Origin of the sequence: Streptomyces sp. NBC_00663, from assembly GCF_036226885.1 — a bacterium.
Taxonomy (GTDB): domain Bacteria; phylum Actinomycetota; class Actinomycetes; order Streptomycetales; family Streptomycetaceae; genus Streptomyces.
This window is the reverse complement of the sequence record NZ_CP109027.1, coordinates 8,894,040-8,917,636: the sequence shown is the minus strand read 5'-3', so window position 1 is coordinate 8,917,636 and position 23,597 is coordinate 8,894,040. Positions and strand designations below refer to the sequence as shown.

22 protein-coding genes are annotated in these 23,597 nt (G+C 71.3%); 12 read left to right on the top strand and 10 right to left on the bottom strand.

Features of this window, described 5'->3' with window-relative positions:
• The first annotated feature begins 110 nt into the window (after window positions 1-110).
• The 3 genes from OG866_RS40580 (at window position 111) to OG866_RS40570 (ending at window position 3,547) form a co-directional block, all read left to right on the top strand.
• The gene (locus OG866_RS40580) at window positions 111-1,184 is read left to right on the top strand and encodes a hypothetical protein (protein ID WP_329342605.1); all 1,074 of its coding nucleotides are present in this window, start codon (window positions 111-113) and stop codon (window positions 1,182-1,184) included.
• 51 nt (window positions 1,185-1,235) lie between these two features.
• Window positions 1,236-2,057 (top strand): SAM-dependent methyltransferase, encoded by an 822-nt coding sequence (locus OG866_RS40575; protein WP_329342603.1) that lies wholly within the window; start codon window positions 1,236-1,238, stop codon window positions 2,055-2,057.
• A 110-nt stretch (window positions 2,058-2,167) separates the two neighbouring features.
• Window positions 2,168-3,547: a S1 family peptidase gene (locus OG866_RS40570; protein ID WP_329342601.1), complete on the top strand. Its 1,380-nt coding sequence runs from the start codon at window positions 2,168-2,170 to the stop codon at window positions 3,545-3,547.
• An 82-nt stretch (window positions 3,548-3,629) separates the two neighbouring features.
• Here OG866_RS40570 and OG866_RS40565 read toward each other — a convergent pair whose 3' ends face one another.
• Both OG866_RS40565 and OG866_RS40560 read right to left on the bottom strand, forming a co-directional pair.
• Entirely contained in the window at window positions 3,630-3,794 is a 165-nt protein-coding gene (locus OG866_RS40565) for a hypothetical protein (protein WP_194082231.1), read from the bottom strand.
• Window positions 3,795-3,931: 137 nt separating this feature from the next.
• Window positions 3,932-5,095, bottom strand: coding sequence for an ROK family transcriptional regulator (locus tag OG866_RS40560; protein ID WP_329342598.1), 1,164 nt, complete (start codon window positions 5,093-5,095; stop codon window positions 3,932-3,934).
• A gap of 169 nt (window positions 5,096-5,264) precedes the next feature.
• Here OG866_RS40560 and OG866_RS40555 point away from each other — a divergent pair, with 169 nt between their 5' ends.
• From OG866_RS40555 to OG866_RS40540, 4 genes are read left to right on the top strand one after another with little or no spacing between them, the layout of a single operon-like run.
• Window positions 5,265-6,230, top strand: a complete 966-nt coding sequence (locus OG866_RS40555) for a carbohydrate ABC transporter permease (RefSeq protein ID WP_329342596.1) — start codon at window positions 5,265-5,267, stop codon at window positions 6,228-6,230.
• 19 nt (window positions 6,231-6,249) lie between these two features.
• Window positions 6,250-7,185, top strand: coding sequence for a carbohydrate ABC transporter permease (locus OG866_RS40550; protein WP_329342595.1), 936 nt, complete (start codon window positions 6,250-6,252; stop codon window positions 7,183-7,185).
• A gap of 10 nt (window positions 7,186-7,195) precedes the next feature.
• Window positions 7,196-8,539, top strand: coding sequence for an ABC transporter substrate-binding protein (locus tag OG866_RS40545; RefSeq protein WP_329342594.1), 1,344 nt, complete (start codon window positions 7,196-7,198; stop codon window positions 8,537-8,539).
• 26 nt (window positions 8,540-8,565) lie between these two features.
• The gene (locus tag OG866_RS40540; protein WP_329344525.1) at window positions 8,566-9,765 is read left to right on the top strand and encodes a Gfo/Idh/MocA family protein; all 1,200 of its coding nucleotides are present in this window, start codon (window positions 8,566-8,568) and stop codon (window positions 9,763-9,765) included.
• Between the two features lie 29 nt (window positions 9,766-9,794).
• On the opposite strand, the gene OG866_RS40535 is transcribed toward OG866_RS40540, so the two are convergent.
• Together OG866_RS40535 and yczR are read right to left on the bottom strand one after the other, a co-directional pair.
• Entirely contained in the window at window positions 9,795-10,493 is a 699-nt protein-coding gene (locus tag OG866_RS40535; protein WP_329342591.1) for a L,D-transpeptidase family protein, read from the bottom strand.
• 87 nt (window positions 10,494-10,580) lie between these two features.
• Complete coding sequence (gene yczR / locus OG866_RS40530) at window positions 10,581-11,975, bottom strand: aminotransferase-like domain-containing protein (protein WP_329342590.1); 1,395 nt, start codon at window positions 11,973-11,975, stop codon at window positions 10,581-10,583.
• Window positions 11,976-12,096: 121 nt separating this feature from the next.
• Between yczR and OG866_RS40525 the strand changes: the two genes are divergently transcribed.
• Window positions 12,097-13,491, top strand: coding sequence for a pyridoxal phosphate-dependent decarboxylase family protein (locus OG866_RS40525; RefSeq protein ID WP_329342589.1), 1,395 nt, complete (start codon window positions 12,097-12,099; stop codon window positions 13,489-13,491).
• Here OG866_RS40525 and OG866_RS40520 read toward each other — a convergent pair.
• The 5 genes from OG866_RS40520 to OG866_RS40500 all read right to left on the bottom strand — a co-directional run bounded on the left by OG866_RS40520 (window position 13,488) and on the right by OG866_RS40500 (window position 17,457).
• A complete protein-coding gene (locus OG866_RS40520) occupies window positions 13,488-14,273 on the bottom strand; it encodes an SDR family NAD(P)-dependent oxidoreductase (RefSeq protein WP_329342587.1) in 786 nt (261 codons plus the stop codon). The two genes, OG866_RS40525 and OG866_RS40520, sit on opposite strands and share 4 nt — an antisense overlap.
• 28 nt (window positions 14,274-14,301) lie before the next feature.
• On the bottom strand, window positions 14,302-15,219 hold the full coding sequence (locus OG866_RS40515; RefSeq protein WP_329342585.1) for an SDR family oxidoreductase: 918 nt from the start codon (window positions 15,217-15,219) through the stop codon (window positions 14,302-14,304).
• A gap of 104 nt (window positions 15,220-15,323) precedes the next feature.
• Window positions 15,324-15,698 (bottom strand): DUF4180 domain-containing protein, encoded by a 375-nt coding sequence (locus OG866_RS40510; protein WP_329342583.1) that lies wholly within the window; start codon window positions 15,696-15,698, stop codon window positions 15,324-15,326.
• 44 nt (window positions 15,699-15,742) lie between these two features.
• The gene (locus tag OG866_RS40505) at window positions 15,743-16,372 is read right to left on the bottom strand and encodes an MBL fold metallo-hydrolase (protein WP_329342581.1); all 630 of its coding nucleotides are present in this window, start codon (window positions 16,370-16,372) and stop codon (window positions 15,743-15,745) included.
• Window positions 16,372-17,457, bottom strand: a complete 1,086-nt coding sequence (locus tag OG866_RS40500) for an S-(hydroxymethyl)mycothiol dehydrogenase (protein ID WP_329342579.1) — start codon at window positions 17,455-17,457, stop codon at window positions 16,372-16,374. The genes OG866_RS40505 and OG866_RS40500 overlap by 1 nt, the downstream gene beginning before the upstream one ends.
• A 350-nt stretch (window positions 17,458-17,807) precedes the next feature.
• On the opposite strand from OG866_RS40500, the gene OG866_RS40495 reads away from it, so the two are divergent.
• Window positions 17,808-19,562 (top strand): ABC transporter ATP-binding protein, encoded by a 1,755-nt coding sequence (locus OG866_RS40495; RefSeq protein WP_329342578.1) that lies wholly within the window; start codon window positions 17,808-17,810, stop codon window positions 19,560-19,562.
• 178 nt (window positions 19,563-19,740) lie between these two features.
• Here the strand turns inward: OG866_RS40495 and OG866_RS40490 are convergent, their stop codons facing one another.
• Window positions 19,741-20,574, bottom strand: coding sequence for a (2Fe-2S)-binding protein (locus OG866_RS40490; protein WP_329342576.1), 834 nt, complete (start codon window positions 20,572-20,574; stop codon window positions 19,741-19,743).
• A 189-nt stretch (window positions 20,575-20,763) separates the two neighbouring features.
• Between OG866_RS40490 and OG866_RS40485 the strand changes: the two genes are divergently transcribed.
• Genes OG866_RS40485 through OG866_RS40475 form a run of 3 tightly spaced genes read left to right on the top strand, consistent with a single transcriptional unit; the run spans window position 20,764 to window position 23,590 of the window.
• Window positions 20,764-21,756: a FecCD family ABC transporter permease gene (locus OG866_RS40485; protein WP_329344523.1), complete on the top strand. Its 993-nt coding sequence runs from the start codon at window positions 20,764-20,766 to the stop codon at window positions 21,754-21,756.
• Entirely contained in the window at window positions 21,753-22,760 is a 1,008-nt protein-coding gene (locus OG866_RS40480; RefSeq protein WP_329342575.1) for a FecCD family ABC transporter permease, read from the top strand. Before OG866_RS40485 ends, OG866_RS40480 begins: the two co-directional genes overlap by 4 nt.
• Entirely contained in the window at window positions 22,757-23,590 is an 834-nt protein-coding gene (locus OG866_RS40475; protein WP_329342573.1) for an ABC transporter ATP-binding protein, read from the top strand. Before OG866_RS40480 ends, OG866_RS40475 begins: the two co-directional genes overlap by 4 nt.
• Window positions 23,591-23,597: the final 7 nt, after the last annotated feature.

Genomic DNA, 23,597 nt, shown 5'->3' with positions numbered 1-23,597 from the left:
CAGCGCTCCCTCCGCCTGCTCGCGTCAGGTGGGCGTCCGTGAACAATTCGGTTCACCTCGCGCTGCGCACGAGGGATGCTGGGGGGTGGCGGACGGACAGGGAGCTTCGTGTGACAGGGAATCCCGAGGAGGGCGTACGAGGAGCGATCCCGGGGGCACTCGTCGAGGTGGCCTGCGACGAGTCCGGGTCGGACGGCGAGAACCTCACCGGCGGCAACACGGACGTGTTCGCGCACGGCAGTGTGGATGTCCCCCTGGAGACCGCCGCCGCGTACCTTCTGGAGCTGCGGGAGCGGATCCGGTCGCCCGCCGAGGAGTACAAGGCCAACCATCTGCTGCGGGAGAAGCACCGGGCGGCACTGGAGTCACTGCTCGCGGCCTCGGGGCCGCTGCACGGGCATGCCCATGTGCATCTGACCGAGAAGGCGTACTTCGTCGTGGACCGGGCGGTCGCCCTGCTGCTGGACGACAGTGACGGCGGTGACAGCGGTGACGGTGACGCCGCGGGGGTCCTCGCCCTGTACCGACAGGGACCGACGGACTTCGGGCCCGACCTGTGGCGGGCCTTCCTGGAGGCGGCGAACCACCTGCTGCGTGTACGCGGCAACGGCGAACCCGACGAGCCCGTGGCCGCGTTCTTCCGTACGATCGCCGCCCTGCGCCGCGCCGCGCCCCGGCCGGACGTGGCGCGGACCCTGGAGCGGCTGGCCGCGACGCGGACGCGGGCCGACGCCTACCGGACCCGGGTCGGGGAGCACTATCCGCTGATCCCCGCGCTCAATCCGCTGCTGCCCGCGATCGTCCACACGGCCGCGCACTGGAGCGCGGGAGGCCGCCGCACGGTCCGGCTGGTCCACGACCGGCAGAACATGCTGACGCCGGACCGCATCGCCTGGATCGAGGAGACCGCCGGCCGGGCGGGCGTCGGCTTCGACGGCATGGAGCTGGTCCAGGCGCGATGGGATCCGCGGATCCAGCTGGCCGACTTCCTCGCGGGGATCGCCCGCAAGATCGCCTCCGATGTGCTCAACGGACGTGGCGATCCGGCGCTCGTGGCGCTGCTGCACCCCTATGTCGGGCCGACGTCCGTGTGGGGTGACGAGCACAGCTGGGCCGCGCTCGCGCCGAATGCGCTGAACGGAGTTGCCTCCGCACCCTCGGCAGACGTGAACTTCGCGGTCTAGATTGCGCGTTGTCGTCGTATCCGAGCAGGTACTCCAGGAGAACAGAGCCCCGTGACGGACCACTCGCCGGCCACCGCCGCGTCCCTGCGCAGCCGGATCAACACACTGCGGCCGCACACGGCCCGGATCTGGAACTACTGGCTGGGCGGCGGTGACTACTACGAGGTGGACCGGGTGGCGGGCGACCGGATCCGCGAACTCCACCCGGCCATCGACGAGTACGCCCGCGCCGACCGCCGCTTCCTCGGCCGAGCCGTGCGTCATCTCGTCGGTGAGGCGGGCGTCCGGCAGTTCCTCGACATAGGCACCGGGCTGCCCACCGCGGACAACACGCACGAGGTCGCCCAGCGCCTCGCCGCCGACGCGCGGGTCGTCTACGTCGACAACGACCCGCTCGTCCTCACCCACGCCCGCGCCCTGCTCACCAGTACGCCCGAGGGCCGCACCGACCATCTCGACGAGGATCTGCGCAATGTCGACGCCATCCTCCAACGGGCTTCCGCCACCCTGGACTTCACCCGCCCGGTCGCCCTGCTGCTGCTCGGTGTGGTCATCTTCATCGGCGACGACGAGGACCCGTACGGCCTTGTGCGCCGGCTCATGGACGCGCTGCCGGTCGGCAGCCATCTCGTCCTGTCGCACACCGTCGTGCACCCGGGCATGCCGGACGTGGACGCGGCCGTCCGGTTCTGGAACGAGCACGGCACGCCCCGCCTGACGCAACGCACCCCCGAGGCCGTCGCCCGCTTCTTCGACGGTCTGGACGTGCTGGCGCCGGGGATCGTGTCGTGCTCGCGGTGGCGCGCCGAGCGCGTGGACGGGGCGGAGCCGCCCGAGGTGGCCCTCTACTGCGGGGTCGGCCGCAAGAAGTGACGCCGGCCGCTTGAACACGACAGCCCCGGGGCGCGTATGAGGGGAGGGCACTCGACTTCCGCGAGGCCCCGCGGTGTTGGCGCCGCACGCTCGGGGTTCGGGAGCCATGCATGAGGCACGCACGACGACGGACGGTCCGGCGAGTGACACGGCTGGCCGCCGTCGGCGGACTCCTGTTGGGCGCAACGATGGTGACCCGTGCCGTCGCGAGCGAACCAGCGGGGACCCCCGCCCTCACCCGTACGACCGCCGGGTCCGCGGCGCAGACGGGGACCGATCTGGCGTCCCGGCTGGGCACTTCGCGTACGGCGGGCAGCTGGATCGGCACGGACGGGCGGCCGGTCGTCGCCGTCACCGACCAGAAGACCGCCGCCGAGGTGCGCCGCGCGGGCGCCACGGCGAAGGTCGTCCCGCACAGCATGGACGAGCTCAAGTCGGCGACCGGCACGCTGCGTTCGGCGCCCCGGGTGGCCGGCACGGCGTGGGCCCTCGACTACCGGACCAACGAGGTGGTGGTACGGGCCGACAGCACCGTCTCCGCCACCGACTGGAAGCGGCTCACCGAGGTCGCCGAGGGCATCGGCGGCTTCGTCCGCATGGAGCGCGCCGAGGGCACGTTCACGCCCCGCGTCAACGGGGCGCAGCCCATCCTGTCGACCGGCGGACGCTGCTCGGCCGGCTTCAACGTGACCAACGGACAGCAGGACTTCATCCTCACCGCGGGGCACTGCGGTCCCACCGGGTCGGTCTGGTTCGCGGACAACCGGGGGCGGACGCAGCTCGGCAGGACGACCGCGCAGAACTTCCCGGGTGCCGACTTCTCCCTGGTCCAGTACGACAGCGGCAAGGCGGGCGACGGTGCGGCGGTCGTGGCCGTGGGCGGCGGCAAAGGGGTGCTGATCACGGGCGCGGCCGATCCGTCCGTGGGCCAGCGGGTGTTCCGCAGCGGCAGTACGAGCGGCCTGCGCGACGGGCAGGTGACGGCGCTGAACGCGACGGTGAACTACCCCGAGGGCACGGTGTCCGGTCTGATCGAGACGAACGTGTGCGCCGAACCCGGGGACAGCGGGGGGCCGTTGTTCTCCGAGGGGATCGCGCTCGGCATCACGTCCGGCGGCAGCGGCGACTGCACGGCCGGCGGTACGACGTTCTTCCAGCCGGTGACGGCGGCACTGAACCAGCTCGGGGTGCAGCTCCTCGTGTCGGCCCCCGCCGGTGGCAAACAGCAGGGCGCCTCGCCGGCGCCGTCCGTCTCCGCCACGCAGGGCGCGAGCGCTCCCGGTGCGGCCACGCCGGGGTCTTCCGCGCCCGCGACGGGCGGGGGCGCGCAGGGCGAGACTTTGCTGGCCCGGCTCACGGACACCCGGAACGTCGGTCCGGGGCTGCTGGTGGTCGGGGGCAGCATGATCGCGCTGGTGGCGACGCGGTACATCCGGGCGGAGCAGGACCGCAAGGCGTATCAGCGGTACTACTCGGCGACGTGGGGCTGAGGCCTGATGTGCGAAAAGGCACCCGTGAGAACGGGTGCCTTCAGTGGCCTTGCGAGCTTGCGGGGTCTTTTGAGGCTGGGCGTCAGGCCGGCTGCGGGGCCGCGGCGGCCCACTCCAGGACGAGACGCCGGTACTCCTCGCGCTGCTCGCCGCTCAGTGTCCCGCCCGACCGGAACCACAGGGCCCGGATCTCCTCGTTGACCTCGTCAGCCGACCTATCGGAAGCCGGTTCAACAGTGGTGGACATGATGTGAAGCATACGGGGCCGAAGGTGAAGGCGCCGTGAGTAAGTACGAGCAATACGGACATTTCGGACCGTGTTGCTGATCACGTCCATCTGACCACCGTGTTTTGGGAGTTCACCCAGGTCAACCGTGGTGGAACTCACGCTTCCGCTGCCCCGAGGACCAGCACCTGGATCGCCAGGACGGCAGCCCCGCGGGCCCAGTCGTGGAAGTCGGACACCTTGGTCTCCAGGTCGATCGGCGCGGCCAGCGGATGCCGGTGGAAGCGGATGGTGTCGTCCACCGCCTTGCCCGCCACGTCCATCAGACCGACGCCCTCGCCGGCGAGCAGGATCTTCTGCGGCATCGCGAAGTTGGCGATCTGGGCGATGAGGACGCCCAGTGCCCGCGCGGCCTCGTCGATGACCCGGGCCGGCATCGGCTCGCCCGCGGCGGCGAGGGTGAGGATCTCCTCGTAGGTGTGGTCGCGGCCGGTGGCGGCCCGCACCTGATAGCGGATGTTGGGGATGGTCAACAGGGAGACAGCGCTGCCGCGTTCACCCTCGGGAGTGAGCGGACCGTTGGGGTTGACGATCCAGTGCCGCCCGAAGCCGCGGTCCTCCTCGGCGTAGGGGACCCGGCGACCGCCCAGCACGAGTCCGTAGCCGAGGCCGGCGCCGATGGTGAGTACGACGAAACGGTCGAGGCCGCGCCCCGCGCCGAACCAGGTCTCCGCCTCGACGAGCGCGGCGACGTCGTTCTCTATGACGACCGGCAACCCCGTACGGTCCTCGACGAGTTCGGCGAGCGGGACGTCCCGCCAGTGCAGGAAGGGCGACTCCCCCACGACGGCACGCTCCTGCACCAGGCCGCCCACGCCGATGCCGATGCCGGCGACCCGCGAGGGGTGGGCGCGGGCCAGCTCGTCGGCCATCTCCGCGAGCAGGTCGGCGACTTCGGCCGGGTCATGGGTGGTGAGGGGGCGGTCATGGCGGGCGACGATCTCGCTGCGCAGGGTGGTGACGACGCCGTAGGCCATGTCGCCCGTGACCTTGAAGCCGATGAACGAGCGGGAGTCGGCGACCACGTCGAGCGGCTGCGAGGGGCGGCCCTGGCGCACCTCGGCGGGCGCACCCGCCTCGGGCACCTCGATCAGCAGGCCCGACTCGATGAGCGGCTTGGTCAGCCGGGTGAGGCTGCCCGCGGACAGGTCGAGGCGTCGGGCGAGCTCGGTGCGCGACAGGGGCCCGTGGACGAGCACCTCGATCGCCACCGAACGTTCTCCGGGGCTCAGGGGGTGCCAGCTGGCGGCACTTGCGGTCATGACGGTCAGTATCCCCCGTCCGTTTCTTTCGCAATGAAAACAACGTGACCACTCTAAGCGGCCGAGGGTGGCTTGGAAAAGATGTTCGCACACCTCTTGACGTCCTTATTCTTTCGCCACAAAAGTAAGTGCCCCGAGGATGAGCCGCCGCAGACGAGGGAGTCTCCCGATGACCATCGCCTCCAGCAGCCCTCCGTCGCGCCTCCCTGTGGGTGGCGCCGAGGGCGCACGGACGACACCGAGGACGGGAAGGGCGAAAGCCCGGGAGGGCGGCGGGGACGGCCGGCTCGCCGCGGTGTTCCTCGCACCGGCGCTGCTGGGCTTCGTGGTCTTCCTGCTCTGGCCGACGTTGCGGGGCATCTATCTGAGCTTCACCCGCTTCAACCTGCTGACGCCGGCGGAGTGGGTGGGCCTGGACAACTACGACCGGATGGTCCACGACCCGATCTTCTGGGACTCGCTGCGCGTCACCGTCGTCTACGTGGTCATCAACATCGGTGTGCAGACGGTGTCGGCGCTCGCCATCGCCGTGCTGCTCCAGCGGCTGACCCAGTCGGCGGTGCTGCGCGGCATCGTGCTCACCCCGTATCTGATGTCGAACGTCGTCGCGGGCATCGTCTGGCTCTGGATCCTGGACACCCAGCTCGGCATCGGCAACGAGGTCGTCGCGGGGCTCGGCTTCGACCGCATCCCGTTCCTCAACGACGAGACCTGGGCGATCCCGACGATCGCCCTGATCAATGTGTGGCGGCACGTCGGCTACACCGCGCTGCTGCTCTTCGCGGGCCTCCAGGCCATCCCCAACGACATGTACGAGGCCGCCAGGGTGGACGGCGCGAGCGAGGGGCGCATGTTCTGGCGGATCACGCTGCCGCTGCTGCGACCGGTCCTGGCGGTCGTGCTGATCATGACGGTGATCGGATCGTTCCAGGTGTTCGACACGGTCGCCGTGACGACCAACGGCGGACCGGCGAACGCCACCAACGTCCTTCAGTTCTACATCTACGGCTCCGCGTTCGGCCGCTTCCAGTTCGGCTACGCCTCCGCGATGTCGGTGGCGCTGCTCGTGGTGCTCAGCGCGATCACGGTGCTCCAGTACCGGATCACCCGCGCCGGTCAGACGGACCTGGGCTGAGGAGAGGGGAGACACCGACATGGCTGCTGTGACCGCTACGCCGGCCAAGACGGCACCGGTATCCGTACGACCGCTCAGGCGCCGCCCCTCCGTGGGCCGGATCGCGGCCTGGGTGGTGATGGCCGCGATCGTGCTCGTGACGCTGCTGCCGTTCTACTGGATCCTGCGCACCGCGCTGTCATCCAACACCGCCCTGGCCGCCCACCCCGGCGACCCGCTGCCCGTCGACTTCACCACCGGCGGCTTCGAGCGCGCGCTGGGCCTTCAGTCCACGGAGGAGGCGATCGCCCAGGGCGGATCGGGCGGCGGTCTGAAGTTCTGGCGCTATCTGATCAACTCGGTCGTCGTCTCGACCCTGATCACCGTCTGCCAGATCTTCTTCTCCGCGATGGCCGCCTACGCCTTCTCCCGGCTGCGCTGGCGCGGCCGGGACAAGATGTTCGGGCTGTTCCTGGCCGGGCTGATGGTGCCCACCATCTTCACGCTGCTGCCGAACTTCGTGCTGATCAAGCAACTCGGCCTGATCGACAACCTGTTGGGCATCGCGCTGCCGACGATGTTCATGACGCCGTTCGCGGTGTTCTTCCTGCGGCAGTTCTTCATGAACGTGCCCCGCGAGGTCGAGGAGGCCGCGCTGCTCGACGGCGCCGGGAAGGTCAGGATCTTCTTCCGGGTGATGCTGCCGATGGCGTCCACGCCGATCCTCACGCTCGGGGTGCTGACGTACATCACCTCCTGGAACGACTACTTCTGGCCGCTGATGGTGTCGTACAGCGACAGTTCCCGGGTGCTGACCGTGGCGCTCGCCATCTTCCGGGCGCAGACCCCGCAGACCGGCTACGACTGGTCCGGCCTGATGGCCGCCACCCTCATCGCGGCCCTTCCCATGCTGCTGCTCTTCGGTGTCTTCGCGCGCCGCATCGTCAGCACCATCAGCTTCACCGGCGTCAAGTAAGGGGACAGGGATGCGAATTCGAACCGTCATGGCGCTCACCGGGGCGCTGACGCTGTCCCTGGTCTCCGGGTGCGCGCAGGGAGGCGCGGCCGGCTCGGGCGCGAACTCGGTGACCTACTGGCTGTGGGACGCCAACCAGCTGCCCGCCTACCAGGCCTGTGCGAAGGGCTTCGAGAAGGAGAACCCGGGACTGGACGTGAAGATCACGCAGCTGGGCTGGGCCGACTACTGGACCAAGCTCACCGCGAGCTTCATCGCGGGCACCGAGCCGGACGTGTTCACCGACCACATCCAGAAGTTCGGCCAGTTCGCCGACCTCGACGTGCTCGAACCGCTGGACGACCTGGGCATCGACGACTCCTCCTACCAGGCCGGGCTCGGCGCGAACTGGGTCGGCCAGGACGGGCACCGCTACGGCGCCCCCAAGGACTGGGACACCGTCGCCCTCTTCTACAACAAGAAGCTGACCGAGGCCGCCGGTCTCACCGGCGACCGGCTCAACTCCCTGTCGTGGAACCCGAAGGACGGCGGCACCTTCGAGAAGGCCCTCGCGCATCTGACCGTCGACCGCAACGGCAGGCGCGGCGACGAACCGGGCTTCGACAGGCACCACGTCAAGGTCTACGGCCTCGCCACGGCCGGCGCGGGCGACGCCGACGGGCAGACCACCTGGAGCCCGTTCACCGGCTCGGCGGGCTGGAACTACACGGACAAGGCCCGCTGGGGAGATGCCTACGAATACGACAGCGAGACCTTCCAGTCGGTGATCGACTGGTACTTCGGCCTGGCGAAGAAGGGCTATCTCGCGCCGTTCACCGACTACACCGACGGCGCCAACCCGGCCAACGCCCAGGTGGCCTCCGGCCGGGCGGCGACCGCCTTCGACGGCGCCTGGATGATCTCGACGTACTACGGCACCAAGGGCCTCGACGTCGGCACCGCCGTCACCCCGACAGGCCCGAGCGGCAAGCGGGCCACCATGATGAACGGCCTCGCCGACTCGGTCACCAAGAACGCCCGCAACAAGGAGGGCGCGAAGAAATGGGTGACGTACCTGGCCTCGAACGAGTGCCAGAAGACCGTCGGCCGCTACGGCATCGTCTTCCCGGCCACTCCTGACGGCACCGCCGCGGCCGTGGCGTCGTACCGGAAGAAGGGCATCGACGTGTCCGCCTTCACCGAACCGGTCACCGACAAGAAGCACGCCAGGACGTTCGCCTTCCCGGTCACCGACTACGCGGCGGACGTCTACGCGCTGATGCGCCCGGCCATGCAGGACGTCTTCGCCAACGGCGCCCCGGTGAGCGGGCTGACCAAGACCAACGACCAGATCAACTTCATCCTCGGCCAGTGACTCGACCCATGAAAGGCATCTCCTCCATGACGTTCTCCCTCGGCATCGTCGGCGCCGGGCAGTTCTCGGGCCAGTTCGCCAAGCTGTTCCTGGCCCATCCCGGTGTCCGCGACGTCTACGTCACCGACCTCCTCCCCGAGCGCGCCCAGCAACTCGCCGCCGCCGAGGGCCTGTCGGGCACCTTCCCGTCGTACCAGGCCATGCTGGAGTCGGAGGCGGTGGACGCGGTCGCGATCTTCACCCAGCGCTGGACACACGGCCCGCTGGTCCTCCAGGGCCTCAACGCCGGCAAGCACGTCTACTCGGCGGTCCCCATGGCGATCACCACCGAGGAGATCGCGGCGATCATCGACACGGTCAAGGCGACCGGGCTGACGTACATGATGGGCGAGACCAGCCAGTACAACCCGGCGACCGTGCACGCCCGCAACCAGATCGCCGACGGCGCCTTCGGACGGCTCTTCTACGCCGAGGGCGACTACGTCCACGACATGGATCTCGGCTTCTACGAGGCGTACCAGTACAGCGGCGGCGACAACTGGAAGGCGACGGCCAGCTATCCCCCGCTGCTGTACCCGACGCACGCGGTGGGCGGAGTGCTCGGGGCCTGGCAGACGCATGCGGTGAGCGTGTCGGCGATCGGCGTCGTGGACGACCGCGGGGACGGGGTCTTCGACAAGGAGGTCAGTCAGTTCGGGAACGACTTCTCCAACGCCACCGCCCTGTTCGAGGTGGCGGGCGGCGGTTCGTTCCGCACGAACGAGTTCCGGCGGGTGGGCTACCCGTCCCACATCCGTGAGTCCCGTTTCCGGTTCTTCGGCACGGAGGCGAGCATGGAGCAGCTCGCCACGTTCGCGCTGTGGCAGGACAAGAAGGGCGTGAAGGACATCAGCGAACTCCTTGAGCCCAAGCCCACGTTGTCCCCTGACGACCCGTCACTCCAGCACATCGCACCGGACCTTCGGGCCGCCTTCACCTCCGGTTCGGCCCCGGTGCACGACCGCTCCCGGCTGCCCCGGGAGTTCGACAACCTGCACAACGGACACGAGGGCAGCCATCACTTCCTGGTGGACGACTTCGTCACCGCGGTCAACTCCCGCACCCTGCCGTCCGTGAACGCCTGGGTGGCGGCCCGCTACACCCTGCCGGGGATCGTCGCGCACGAGTCCGCGCGGCAGGGCGGGGTACGGCTGGAGATACCGGACTTCGGGGACGCGCCGCGGTAACGGGCGTGCGCCGCGGGCCGGGTGGCCGATCAGGTGCCCGGCTTACGGCCGTACACGAAGACGTCGTCGCCCTTCTTCAGCAGCGACCAGTACTTCTTCGCGGTCGTCTTCGTCATGTTGACGCAGCCGTGCGAACCCGGCGGGTTCCACATGCTGAGGTTCACCGAGTGGAAGGCCTGGCCGCCGTCGAAGAACTGGCTGTACGGCATGGGCACGTTGTAGATGTTCGAGACGTGGTCGATGTCCCGCCAGTAGATCTTCTTCAGACCGGTGCGGGTCTCGTAGCCGTTCCGGCCGGTGCGCACCGGGACGGGCCCGTAGACGAGCTTGTTCCCGTCCTGGATCCAGCTCAGCTGGAGGGTGAGGTTGACGCAGGCGATGCGGCCCTTGTTGGTCGGGCACTTGCCTTCCTTGTTGGGGTTGGTGCCGACGGCCTTCTGCTTCTGCATCAGGTCCATCACACCCCAGGTGACGGGACCCGCGTAGCCGGCGTTGGGCGTGATGCCGTGCTTGTTCTGGAAGGCCTGGATGGCCTTGCAGTCGGTCGTCGACTGCTTGCCGTCGACCGTGAGCCCGAGGAACTTCTCGACCTGCTTCTGGTACGGGCCGGTCTGGGTGGTGCAGCTCGTGGCCGCCTGCGCGGGCGCGGTGCCCAGCGCGAGCGTGAGCGGTGCGGCCAGTCCGGTGAGAGCGAGGGCGACGGCCCCTCGTCTGCGTATGTCCCCCATGGTGGGCCTTGCCTTTCCTGTAGCACTCCGTGTCCGGTGCGATCTCCCTGTTTGACCGGTGCGCGGGGGCATCGGTTGTATGCCGGTTCAGGCTGTGACGAAACGGTGAACTTCCTGCTCGTCACAGCGCCGCAGCAGCTCCACCGCCCGGCTGAGGACGTCGGGGGTCGCCGTGAACGGCAGGCGCAGATGGTGGGTGAGCGTGGTGCGATCGGCGGCGAAGTGCGGCCCGGGCGTCACCGCGAGCCCCTGCCGGGCGGCGCGGGCGGCGAGCGCCGTCGCGGGTGTGGTGCCCAGGTGCAGCCACAGCGACAGCCCGCCGTCCGGGACCGTGTACGTCCATCCGGTCCCGTCGAGGAGCCCGGCCAGGTGATCGCGCTGGGCGCGCAACCGGTCCCGGCGGTCGGCCAGCACCTCGGGCAGCCCCTCGCCGAGGAGCTCGGCGGCGATGAGCTGTTCCAGGGGCGGTGGCGACAGCTGCGGCTGGAGCGGGTTGCGCCGCAGCTGTCGTACGAGATCCGCGGTGCCCCGGATCCAGCCGATCCGCAGGCCGGTCCACAGGGTCTTGGCGGCCGAGCCGATCTGGATCACGCGCGGCCCGGCCAGATGGGGCTCGGTGCCGGGCGGGGTCCGCAGATCGAGGTCGCGCAGGGTCTCGTCGGCGATGACGGTCAGGGGCAGGCGGGCGATCTCCGCGCGGGTCACGGCGTCCATGTGGGCGCCGGTGGGGTTCTGGAAGTCGGGGACGAGATAGGCGAGCTGGGGGCTTCCGGTGCGTACGGCGGTGGCTAGGTGGCCGGTGTCCCAGCCGTCCCGCGAGGTCACCGGCACGGGCAGCAGCCGTGCCCGCCGGCCGCGCAGGACCGCCAGTGCGCCCGGATAGGACGGGCTCTCCACGGCGACGGGGCGGCGGCGGTCGGTGTGCAGGTGGTCGAGGAGCAGGGTGAGCGCGGCCTGGGCGCCGGAGGTGACGAGGATCTGCTCCGGGCGGGTCGCGAGGCCGTCCCGGGTGTACCGGTCGGCCAGCAGTTCCCGCAGCCGCGGCAGGCCGGCCGTGGCGGCGCCCGAGTCGACGAGCAGGGCGGCGCTGCGCTCGGCGGCCCGGCCGAGGGCGGCGAGGTAGGCCTCGTGCGGTGCGGACGTCAGGGCGAGGGTGAGATCGAGGTCCGCGTCACCCGCTCCCCCGCGGTCCAGGGACCAGGGGGTGGTGCGCTCGGTGAGGCGGGCCGGGAGACGGACGTGGCTGCCGCTGCCGTGCCGGGTGTGCAGCCAGCCGTCGTCGCGAAGCAGGGTGAGGGCGGCGACGACGGTGCCACGGCTGACGCCGAGGACGCGGGAGAGCTCCCGCTCGGAGGGCAGCCTGGTGCCGGCCGGCAGACGGCCGTCGACGACCGCCTCGCGGAGGGCCGTGGAGAACGAGTGCGCGAGCGGGCCGGGGCGTTCGCGCCAGGGGCCGAGGGCAGCGGCGAAGCCTGCGGTCATGGGCGTGGTCCGGTCGTCGTCGGGTTGGTCGCCCTGCCGTGGGGCCGTCCGGTCGTCATCGGTCCAGTTTCGCTCAAGTGGACCAGACTTCCGTCACCGCCCCTCCCCTACGCTCCCCTCCATGCACCGCACTCTCGCCGACGACCTCTCCCGGCTCCCCGAACTCCTCGCCTCCGCCCGCGACCTGGCCGTCCAGGAGCTCGCCGGGCTCGCCGAGCGGCCGGTCGTACGGCTCGACAAGGCGCCCCTGCCCGAGGTGCTGCCCGGCGCCGGTGCCGGGGGTGAGGCGGCTCTGGCGCGGTTCGCCGAGCGGTGGGCGCCGGGGTTCTCCGGTTCCGCGGGCCCGCGCTATCTCGGCTTCGTCACCGGTGGCGCGACGCCCGCCTCGGTCGCCGGGGACTGGCTGACCGGGGCCTACGACCAGAACGGCTCGGGGGCGGCCGGTTCCTGGGCGACGGCGCTGGAGCGCGAGACGGTCGGCTGGCTGCGGGAGCTGTTCGGGCTGGGCGAGGCGCACAGCGGGGCCTTCGTCACGGGCGCGACCACGTCCAACACCGTGGGTCTGGCCATCGCCCGTGAGTGGCTGGGCGAGCGGCTCGGCGTGTCCGTGTCCCGGGGCGGCGTAGCCGCCCTCGGCCCGGTCGACGTGCTGTCCGGCAGCCCGCACTCCAGCATCGGCAAGGCCCTGTCCGTCCTCGGCATCGGCCGCGACCGGCTGCGGCCGGTACCCGTGCTGGCCGGCAACCGGGAGGCCGTCGACGTCGCGGCCCTCGACAGGGCCCTGTCCGAGCTGAACGGCCGTCCGGCGATCGTGGTGGCGAACGCCGGCACGGTGAACACCGTCGACTTCGACGACCTGCGGGCCGTCGCCGCGCTCAAGGAGCGGCACGACTTCTGGCTGCACGTGGACGCCGCGTTCGGCGGCTTCGCCGCGCTCTCCCCGTCGTACGCCGCTCTCGTCGACGGTCTCGACGCCGCCGACTCCGTCTGTGTCGACCTGCACAAGTGGCTGAACGTGCCGTACGACGCGGCGGTGCAGTTCACCCGGCGCCGGGATCTTCAGGTGGCGGTGTTCCACAACGCGTCGCCGTATCTCGGACTGCCGGTCGGCGAGCCCGACTTCGTGCATCTGACGCCGGAGAACTCCCGGCGGCTGCGCGCTCTGCCCGCCTGGTTCTCCCTGGTCGCCTACGGCCGCGAGGGGCACCGCGAGATCGTCGAGCGGAACGTGGCGCTGGCCCGCGATCTCGGAGAGCGCGTGGCCGCTCTCGACGGGCTGCGGCTGCTGGCACCGGTGCGGCTGAACGTCGTCTGCTTCACCCTGGCCGAGGATCCGACCCAGGAGCGGGTCGGCGCGCTGGCGCACGCGCTCGCCGAGACGGGCGAGGTCTTCGTGACCCCGACCGTCTACGACGGCACTCCCGGGCTGCGGGCGGCGTTCAGCAACTGGCGGACGTCGACCGAGGACGTGGAGCGGATCGTCGGGGCGATGACGCGGATCCTTGAGCCGCGTTAGCCGGCCGGTGCGCGTCGTGCCCGGCGGAACCCGGTGTCGCCCAGGGTGAGGCCGCCGTCCACGACGAGGGTCGTCACGGTGATCCAGGCGGCGTCGCGGGAGGCGAGGAAGGTGATGGCGGCGGCGATGTCCTCGGGCTCGCCGACCCGGCCGAGGGGGTACAGCTCGCGGAAGAGGGCGAGTTCGTCGTCCCGGCCTTCCCAGGCGGTGGTGCGTACGGTGCCGGGCGCGACGAGGTTGACGCGGACGCCCCGCTCGGCGGCGTGCCCGGCGAGGGTGCGGGTCAGGGAGCCGAGGCCCGCCTTGGCGGCGCTGTAGGCGTGGTTGCCGAAGTCCGCGAGGCCGTTCACGGAGCCGACGTTGACGATCGCGCCGCGGCCGGAGGCGGCCAGGTGGGGCAGGGCGGCGCGGGAGCAGCGGTAGGCGCCGGTGAGGGTGATGTCGAGGTCCGCCGTCCACTCGTCGTCGGCTTCGTCCTCGAACAGCGGGGCGTCCGGGGTGCAGTGGAAGGCGTTGTTGACCAGGACGTCGAGGGTCCCGAAGGCGTCGGCCGCGTGGGCGACGGCCGCCTCGGCCGCCGCCCGGTCGCCCACGTCACAGCCGTACGCCTGTGCCGTCAGGCCTTCGTCCCGCAGGTGCGCCGCGGTCTTCTCCGCCGCCGCGGTGTCCTTGTCGGTCACCAGCACGCGTGCGCCGTCCGCGGCGAACCGCCGGGCGGTGGCGGCGCCGATGCCGCGGGCGGCGCCGGTGATGAGCACTCCGTATCCCTGGAAACGTGTCATGCGGCCGAACCGTAGGCGGCGTCGCGCGTCAGCGGTACCCGGTCACGTCGGCCGGCTTGTCCGCGTCCTGGACCTCGACGAGGTAGCGCCAGGCGTCGGGGCGGCTGCCGTCGAGGTCGGTGAAACCGTAGACCTGGGCGAGGCCGCCGCTGGAGAGGGAGCGGCCGTTGAAGCGGGTCACGTCCGGGTCGGCGGCGAGGGCGGTGACGGCGCGGCCGACGTAGCGGGGGGTCTCGGAGATGGCGAAGTGCGGGACCTGGGCGAGGGCGTCGCGCCAGTTGTCCTCGCGCACGCCGAAGCCGTCGAGCATCATCTCCGAACGCAGCCAGCCCGGCGTCAGGGCGACGGCGGTGGCCCCGCGCGGGCCCAGTTCATGGCCGAGCGCGAAGGCCATCCGCAGGACGGAGGACTTGGCCAGGTCGTAGAAGAAGGAGTTGCGGTAGTGCGCGCCGTTGTACTCGGCGGTGCCGTCGGTCATCTCGACGACCAGGCCGCCGGGGTGGCGCAGCAGCAGCGGCAGGGCGTGGTGGTTGGTGATCGCGTGGGTCTCGACGGCGAGCCTGAGCAGCCGCAGTCCGTTGTCGAGGTCGTGCTCCCACACCGGGCTGTCCCACTCGAAGAGCCGCTCGCCGCCCCAGACGTCGTTGACGAGGACGTCCAGGCGGCCCTGTTCGTCGGCGACACGGTCGACCAGCGCGCTGACCTGTGTGGGTTCGAGGTGGTCGGTGGGGACGGCGATCCCCTTGCCGCCGGCCTCGGTCACCAGGTCCGCGGTGTCCTCGATCGTCTCGGGGCGGTCGTACTCGGAGCGGCCCTCGCGCGTGCTGCGTCCCGTCACGTACACGGTGGCGCCGGCCGCCCCGAGTTCCACGGCGATGCCCCGCCCGGCTCCCCGTGTCGCCCCTGCGACCAGCGCGACCTTGCCCTTCAGTGGCTGTGCTGCCATGTCCGAACCTCCCGTACGACCGTTGCTGTCGACTCCACGGTCCCCGGTAAACCGGACATCTTCTGTCGCCTTTTGAAGGCTTCCCGTCGCCCTTCAGGGCCGTGTCACCCGGTCGGACGCAGTCTCTCGCCCAGCTCGGCGTCGTCGGCGACGATCCAGACGTGCCCGCCCTGGTTGGTCTCGCGGACGAAGTCGCGCAGGGCCGCGCTCTCGCCCAGGTGGCGGGAGACGTCCCCGACGACGGCGAGGCGCACCCGGTAGTTCACGAACTTCAACATGACCGCCCCGGCGACACCGGACCGCAGCCGGAAGAACTCCTCCGCGACGCGCTCCACGGGCACGGCGACCACGTCGGCGCCCCGCCCCATGGCGTCACCGATGAGATCCAGCGCGGCACGCTCGCCGTCGAGCAAAGGGCCGTCAGGGGTGCAGCGCAGGACGGTGACGCCATGGAGGTTCGTGAGCTCATCGGTGGTCATGACAAGTGAGCCTAGTCTCTGCCCACCACCGGCCCCGGGGAATTTCAGTGGCCCCGGGCGATCCACTCCTGAAGGTGCGGGGCCTCCGCGCCGATGGTCGTGGAGTCGCCGTGACCGGTCAGGACCTTTGTCTCCGGTGGCAGTTCCAGCAGCCGGTCGCGGATCGAGTCGATGATGGTCGGGAAGTGGCTGTACGACCGTCCCGTGGCCCCCGGTCCGCCGGCGAACAGCGTGTCGCCGGTGAAGACGGTGGCGAGCCCGGGGTCGTAGAGGCAGACCGCGCCGGGAGCGTGGCCGGGTGTGTGCATGACCCGCAGATCCGCGCCCGCCGCCTCGATGACCTGGCCGTCCAGGAGGTGGGCGTCGGGGTCGCGGTCGGGGTGGGTCTGCTTCCACAGGGGCAGGTCGTCGGGGTGCAGCCAGATCGTGGCGCCCGTGAGGTCCGCCAGGGCGGGCGCGGCGTCGATGTGGTCGTTGTGGGCGTGGGTGCACACGATCGCCGTCAGGCGACGCTCGCCCACCGCTTCGGCGATCGCCCGGGCGTCATGGGCGGCGTCGATGACGATGACCTCGTGGTCGTCGCCGACGATCCACACGTTGTTGTCGACGTCCCAGGTGCCGCCGTCCAGGCTGAACCGGCCGGAGGTGACGAGGCGTTCGATGCGGGCGGTCATCAGAGCATCACGACCGATCGCAGGACGTCGCCGTGGTGCATGCGCTCGAACGCCTTCTCCACGTCGGTGAGTTCAATGGTCTCGGTCACGAACGCCTCCAGGTCCAGGCGGCCTTGCAGATGCAGGTCGATCAGCATGGGGAAGTCGCGGCTGGGCAGGCAGTCGCCGTACCAGGAGGACTTCAGCGAGCCACCGCGGCCGAAGACGTCGAGCAGCGGCAGTTCCAGCTTCATCTCCGGGGTCGGCACGCCGACGAGAACGACGGTGCCGGCGAGGTCGCGGGCATAGAAGGCCTGCTTGTAGGTCTCCGGACGCCCCACCGCCTCGATGACGACATCGGCGCCGAAGCCGCCGGTCAGCTCACGGATCGCCTCGACCGCGTCGGTCTCGCGCGAGTTGACCGTGTGGGTCGCGCCCAGCTTCCTCGCCGTCTCCAGCTTGCGGTCGTCGATGTCCACCGCGATGATCCGCGCGGCGCCCGCGAGGTTCGCCCCGGCGATCGCCGCGTCGCCGACGCCGCCGCAGCCGATGACGGCGACCGTGTCACCCCGGCCGACGTTGCCGGTGTTGATCGCGGCGCCGATCCCGGCCATCACCCCGCACCCGAGCAGGCCCGCGACCTGCGGGGAGACCGAGGGGTCGACCTTGGTGCACTGGCCCGCCGCGACCAGCGTCTTCTCGGCGAACGCGCCGATGCCGAGCGCGGGCGACAGCTCGGTGCCGTCGGTCAACGTCATCTTCTGCTCGGCGTTGTGCGTGTTGAAGCAGTACTGGGGCCGGCCGCGCAGACAGGCCCGGCACTGCCCGCACACCGCACGCCAGTTGAGGATCACGAAGTCACCGGGCGCGACATCGGTGACGCCCTCCCCCACCGACTCCACCACGCCGGCGGCCTCGTGCCCCAGCAGGAAGGGGAAGTCGTCGCTGATGCCGCCCTGCTTGTAGTGCAGGTCGGTGTGGCAGACCCCGCAGGCCTGGATCTGCACCACGGCCTCGCCCGGGCCGGGGTCGGGTACCACGATCGTCTCCACCCGGACCGGCTCGTCCTTGCCCGGTGCGATCACGCCGCGTACTTCCTGCGCCATGGTGGTGAAACCCTTCCGTCGACCCTGTCCGTTCTCCCCTCGACCCTACGCGTAACCGATCAGTAACGGGACGGGAGCGGAGCCGGTGCGGCACCTGGACCAGGGTCTCGGTGACGTGTCGGGGCCGAGGTCCCCGGCAGGCCCGATTCGATCAGCACGACGTCCGCGCGGTCGGCGGCCGGGGCGGCCGACCGCGGCCCGAGGTCGTCGAAGGGACGGATGACGATCGTGCAGAGCACGGCCATGTCGAGCGAGCCCGGCGGTGGCGCTCTCCATGACCCGGAACCGGCGCGCTGCGCGCACGGCGGCCGACGTAGCCTGAATGCTCCGACCGACTCCGAGGGAGCGCCGTGAGCATCGCAGAGCCCGAACAGGCCACTCCCACCTGGCGGCTGCTGCTGGGATACGTGCGGCCGCACCGGTGGACGCTGCTGCTGGGCGCCGCGCTCTCGCTGGTCACCGGCGCCACCGGGCTGCTGCTGCCGCTGGTGGCACGGGAGTTGATCGACGACCTGTCCCACGACCGCACCGTCACCGGCGCGTTGCTCGTCATGTCGGCGCTGGTGGTGGCCAACGCCGCTTTGGGAGCGCTGGGTTCGTACGTGCTGCGCCGCACCGCGGAGTCGGTGGTGCTCGGCGCGCGGCGCGCGCTGTCGTCGTATCTGCTGCGGCTGCGCGTCACGGCCGTGGACCGCACCGAACCCGGCGACCTGATGGCCCGCGTCACCTCCGACACCACGCTGCTGCGCGAGGTCACCACCGACTCCCTCGTCGGCCTCGGCACGGGCGGCCTCACGCTCGTCGCCACGATCGTCATGATGGGCCTGGTCGACCCGGTGCTGCTGGGTGTCACCCTGGCCGTCATCGCCGCCGCGGGGACCGTCCTCGGGGTGATCGTGCCGCGTATCAACAGGGCCAGCCGGCAGGCGCAGGACGCGGTCGGTGTGATGGGAGCCTCGCTGGAGCGGATCCTCGGCGCGCTGCGCACGGTGAAGGCGTCCGGCGCGGAGCACCGGGAGGAGCGCACGCTGCACGAGGCCGCCGAGGAGTCCTGGCGGCAGAGCGTGCGCGCCGCCAAGTGGTCGGCGGCGGCGGGCAACACGGCGGGCCTGGCGATGCAGATCGCCTTCATCACGGTGCTGGCGGTCGGCGGCGCGCGGGTGGCGACCGACGCAATCGACGTGGGCACGCTGGTGGCGTTCCTGCTGTACGTCTTCTATCTGATGTCCCCGATCCAGCAGGTCGTGGGCGCGATCACGCAGTACCAGACGGGCGCCGCGGCCCTCGCCCGGATCCAGGAGGCGTTGCGACTGCCCGCCGAACCGGCCGATCTGCCCGCCCCGTTGCCCACCCCGGGTGCCGCACCTGCCACCGTCTCCTTCACCGATGTCCGCTTCCGCTACGCCGACGATCTGCCGTATGTCCACCACGGGGTGACGTTCTCGGTGCCGGCCCAGGGCATGACGGCGTTCGTCGGCCCGTCCGGCGCCGGCAAGACCACCGTCTTCTCCCTGATCGAGCGCTTCTACGACCCCGACTCCGGAACCATCACCCTGGACGGCCGCGACCTCGCCGACTGGCCGCTGCCGCAGCTGCGTTCGGCGATCGGCTACGTCGAGCAGGACGCGCCCGTCCTGTCGGGCTCCCTGCGGGACAACCTGCTGCTGGGCAACCCCGAGGCGCCCGACGACGCGCTGACACGCGTGGTGAAGACGACGCGCCTCGACGGGCTGGTGGCCCGGCTGCCCGGCGGACTGGACACGCTCGTGGGACATCGCGGCACCAAGCTCTCGGGCGGCGAGCGTCAACGCGTCGCCATCGCCCGCGCGTTGCTGCGCCGCCCGCGGCTGCTGCTCCTGGACGAGGCGACCTCGCAGCTGGACGCGGTCAACGAGGCGGCGCTGCGGGACACGGTCGCCGACGTGGCCCGTACGACCACCGTCCTCGTCGTCGCGCACCGGCTGTCCACGGTCACCATGGCCGACCGGATCGTGGTGATGGACGCGGGCCGGGTGCGCGCGGTGGGCACGCACGGGGAGCTGGTGGCGTCCGATCCGCTGTACGCGGAGCTGGCGGCCACACAGTTCCTCGCCACGGCGGAGTGAACTGCGGTCTCAGGTGCGGCGGTTGCGCATCCGTACCAGGGCGCGCGCCGACTTCGACCCGACGATGCCGGCCAGCAACGCCGCCCCCGTCCGCGGTTGGTCGATGGTCATCGCCTCACCGTAGGCCGGAGGCCGACGCTCCGGCAGAGGCCGTGAGGGCGCCCTGGCTCTCCAGCCCCTACCTCTCCAGCCGGCGCAGCCGTTCCGCGTCGCCTGTGCGGGGGCAGGTGGAGCAGGGCTCGGCGGGGCGGATCGCGTAGAACATGCAGCAGCCGGTGCGGGTACGGGTGGCGTGGCGGCGGCCGTCGGCGCCGGCGAGGTAGCGGAAGTCGGCGCCGCTGGGGTACGGCGGTACGGCGATCGGCAGCACCTCGGTGGCGGCCGTGATCGCGGCGCCCTCCTGGCCGAGCATCCGGCCCAGGTACCACAGGGCGGAGACGAGGTCGTCGGCGACCATGCCCCACAGGGCGCGGGAGCGGCGGCGCGCGATGGGTGCGATCGCGGCGAGCAGGGGACGCATGTGGTCGGCGAGGGCCATCCTCAACCGGGCGCGCAGCTGCTCTTCCTGAGGGAGTGTCAGGACGCCGGGGCGGTCGGCGACCGGATCGCCGGCCAGGCAGGCGAGTTCGGTGCCGGGCGTGATGGTGTACGCCCCCGTGGTCAGGTCGAGGTGCAGGTCCTCGGGGCGGATGCGCGGAACGCGGCGTTCCAGGTACCAGGTGCCGCCCAGGAGCATGCCTACGGTCCAGGCGTAGTCGTGCAGGGCGCGGGAGGCGGCGACGTCCGGGCGCGGACGTACGCCGTAGCGATCGTGAACGCGTGCGGTCTCCGCGTCGACGAAGGCGTCGAGTGCCGTGCGGTCGGACGCCAACTCGGCCGCCGTCACGCCCGCTTGCCCGGCTTTCGCGACCCGCACGTCCAGCGCCTCGCACGTGTCGGCCAGCCGCCGGTAGACGTCGCCGAGGGCTTGGGCGACGGCTCCGTCCGGCGAGGTCTTCAGGGCCACGGACATCGGCGTGCTCCAGTGCGGGAGGTTCGACCCGAGAGGGTCGCTGATAGGCAAGCCTTACCTTACCGTGATCAAGGGAGTGCCACGTCAAGGCCCGTCAAAGCAATCCCACAGCCAGTTGAAAACTAAAGCAAGCCTCACCTAAGCTCACTGCTCGTGACTGCGACCCAACAGGGCGCACCCCCCACAGGTGTGCCCTCTCGTGCCTCCCGGCACATACCGCTCTTCCTCACCGGCCTCGCCGCCCTGACCCTGTGCACCGCGCTCAGCCTCGCGCTCGGCGCCCGCTCCGTGCCGCTGCCCACAGTGGTCGACGCCCTGTTCGGCGACGGCCACGGACGGGACGCGCTCGTGGTGACGGGACTGCGCCTGCCGCGGACCGTCATCGGCCTCGTGGTCGGTGCCGCGCTGGGTGTCGCCGGTGCCGTTGCGCAGGCAATCACCCGCAATCCGCTCGCCTCGCCGACGACCCTCGGCATCAACGCGGGCGCGTCGTTCGCGGTCGTCGTCGCGATCTTCGCCCTGAAGCTCAACGACCCTGTCACCTATGTGTGGTTCGGCTTCGCCGGTGCCGCCGGAGCGGCCCTGTTCGCCCAGGCGCTGGCCCGGCGCGCCGGGGACATCGATCCCGTACGGCTCGCGCTCGGCGGCACCGTCCTCCAACTCGTGCTGCTGTCCTGGACGTCCGCGGTGATGTTGCTGAACCAGCGCACGCTCGACGAGGCCCGCTTCTGGCTCGCCGGTTCCCTGGCCGGGCGTCCGCTGGACACCCTGTGGCCGGTCCTGCCGACGCTGCTGCTCGGGATCGTCGTCGCGCTCGCCGTCTCCCCCGCCCTCAACGCCCTTGCGCTGGGCGACGATTCGGCCCAGTCCCTCGGCGTCCCGGTGGCCCGGATCCGGCTCGCGGGCGGACTCGCGGTCGTCCTGCTCGCCGGGTCGGCGGTCGCGGTGGCAGGGCCGGTCGCCTTCATCGGCCTGGCCGCCCCGCATCTCGTCCGGCCGCTGCTCGGCGGCGACCACCGGCTGCTGCTGCCCGGCTGTCTGATCGCCGGTCCGCTGCTCCTGCTGTCGGCCGATGTGCTCGGCCGGATGGTGCTGCGCCCCTCGGAACTGGAGGTCGGCATCGTGACCGCGTTCCTCGGCGCGCCGCTGCTGGCGCTGCTGGCTCGGAAGGTGGCCCGATGAACGGCATCCGCACCCGGGTCGCGGTCTTCGCGGGAGGCGCTCTGGTCCTACTGTTCGTGCTGCTCACGGTCTCCCTGACGACCGGTGAGATGCGCATCCCCGCCGGTACCGCGCTGCGCGCCCTGGTCGGGCTCGGCGACGGCGGCGACGTACTGGTGGTGCAGCAGTTCCGGGCGCCCCGGTCCGTGGCGGCGATCGTCGGTGGTGCCGGACTCGGCGTGGCGGGCTGTGTGCTCCAGCGGCTGTTCCGCAATCCGCTGGCCTCACCTGACGTCATGGGCGTCACCGGCGGCGCCTCGCTCGGCGCGGTCGCGCTGATCGCGGCCGGAGCCTCGCAGAACCTCATCCCCCTGGGCGCACTGGCCGGCGGACTCCTGTCGGCCCTGCTGCTCGGCGTGTTCGCCTGGGGCTCCGGGCTCTCCGTCACCCGACTGGTGCTCACCGGCCTCGCCGTCCAGGCGGGCCTCGCCGCCGCCGTGAACCTGATGATCGTGCGCTTCCCGGCCGAGCTCGCCGGGTCGGCGCTCCAGTGGACCACGGGTTCGGTCTACGGGCGGACGTGGACGGAGGTGTGGGGAGCGGGCGGCGCCATGCTGGTCGCGCTGGCCGCCGCCCTCGTCCTGCACCGCCGGCTCGCGGTGCTCGACCTCGGCGACGACTCGGCGGGCGCGCTCGGCCTCAACACGGCCACGGCACGCCTCCAACTCCTCGTACTGGCCGTCGTACTGGCATCCCTCGCCGCCTCGCTCGCCGGTCCGGTGACGTTCGTCGCGCTCGCCGTACCGCACATCGTCCGCTTCCTCACCGGCCCGCCGACCGCCGTGTCCCTCGCCCTGGCCGGGCTCACGGGAGCGGTCCTGCTGCTCGCCTCCGACCTGGTGGTCCAGCATCTGCTCCCGATCGAGGGGCTGCCGGTCGGCGCGGTCACGGCCACGCTCGGCGCGCCCTGGCTGCTGGTGCTGATGTTCCGCCAGAGCTCGCCCGTACAGAGGACCCACGCATGACCGCGGAGACGCCCGTGAACACGCCCAACCAGCTCGCCACCGAGTCCCTCGACCTCCGCTACGGCGATCGCCTCGTCGTGGGCGGACTCGACCTCACGCTCCCCGGCGGGGCGGTCACGGCGATCGTCGGCCCCAACGCCTGCGGCAAGTCCACGCTGCTGCGCGGGCTGAGCCGCCTGCTCGCCCCGGCCGCCGGCACCGTCACCCTCGACGGCTCCGACATCCACCGCATGTCCGCGAGGAGCCTGGCCCTGCGTATGGGGCTGCTGCCGCAGCAGCCGGTCACACCGGAGGCGATCACCGTCGAGGCGCTCGTCCGCCTGGGCCGCTATCCGCACCAACGGCTGCTGAGCCCCTGGTCGACTGCCGACCAGAAGGCGGTGGAGGACGCGCTGGAGCGCACCGGCACCACGTCGCTGCGCGAGCAGCCCGTCGACCGGCTCTCCGGCGGCCAGCGCCAACGCGCCTGGATCGCCCTGGCGTTGGCGCAGGACACCGAACTGCTCCTGCTCGACGAACCCACCACCTTCCTCGACCTCAGGCACCAGCTCGACGTACTCGACCTGGTCGCCGAACTGCACGCCGAGGCCGGCCGCACCGTGGTGATGGTGCTGCACGACCTCGGACAGGCCGCCCGTTACGCGGACCACATGGTGGTCCTCAAGGACGGCCGGCTCGCCGCCGCCGGAGCCCCGGCGGACGTCCTCGACGCGGAACTCGTCAAGTCCGTGTTCGACGTGGACTGCCGGGTCGTCCCCGACCCGGAGACCGGCACCCCGCTGGTCGTCCCGAGAAGCAGCGCGGTACGGCGATCCGCCGCCACCGCCTGACCATCAC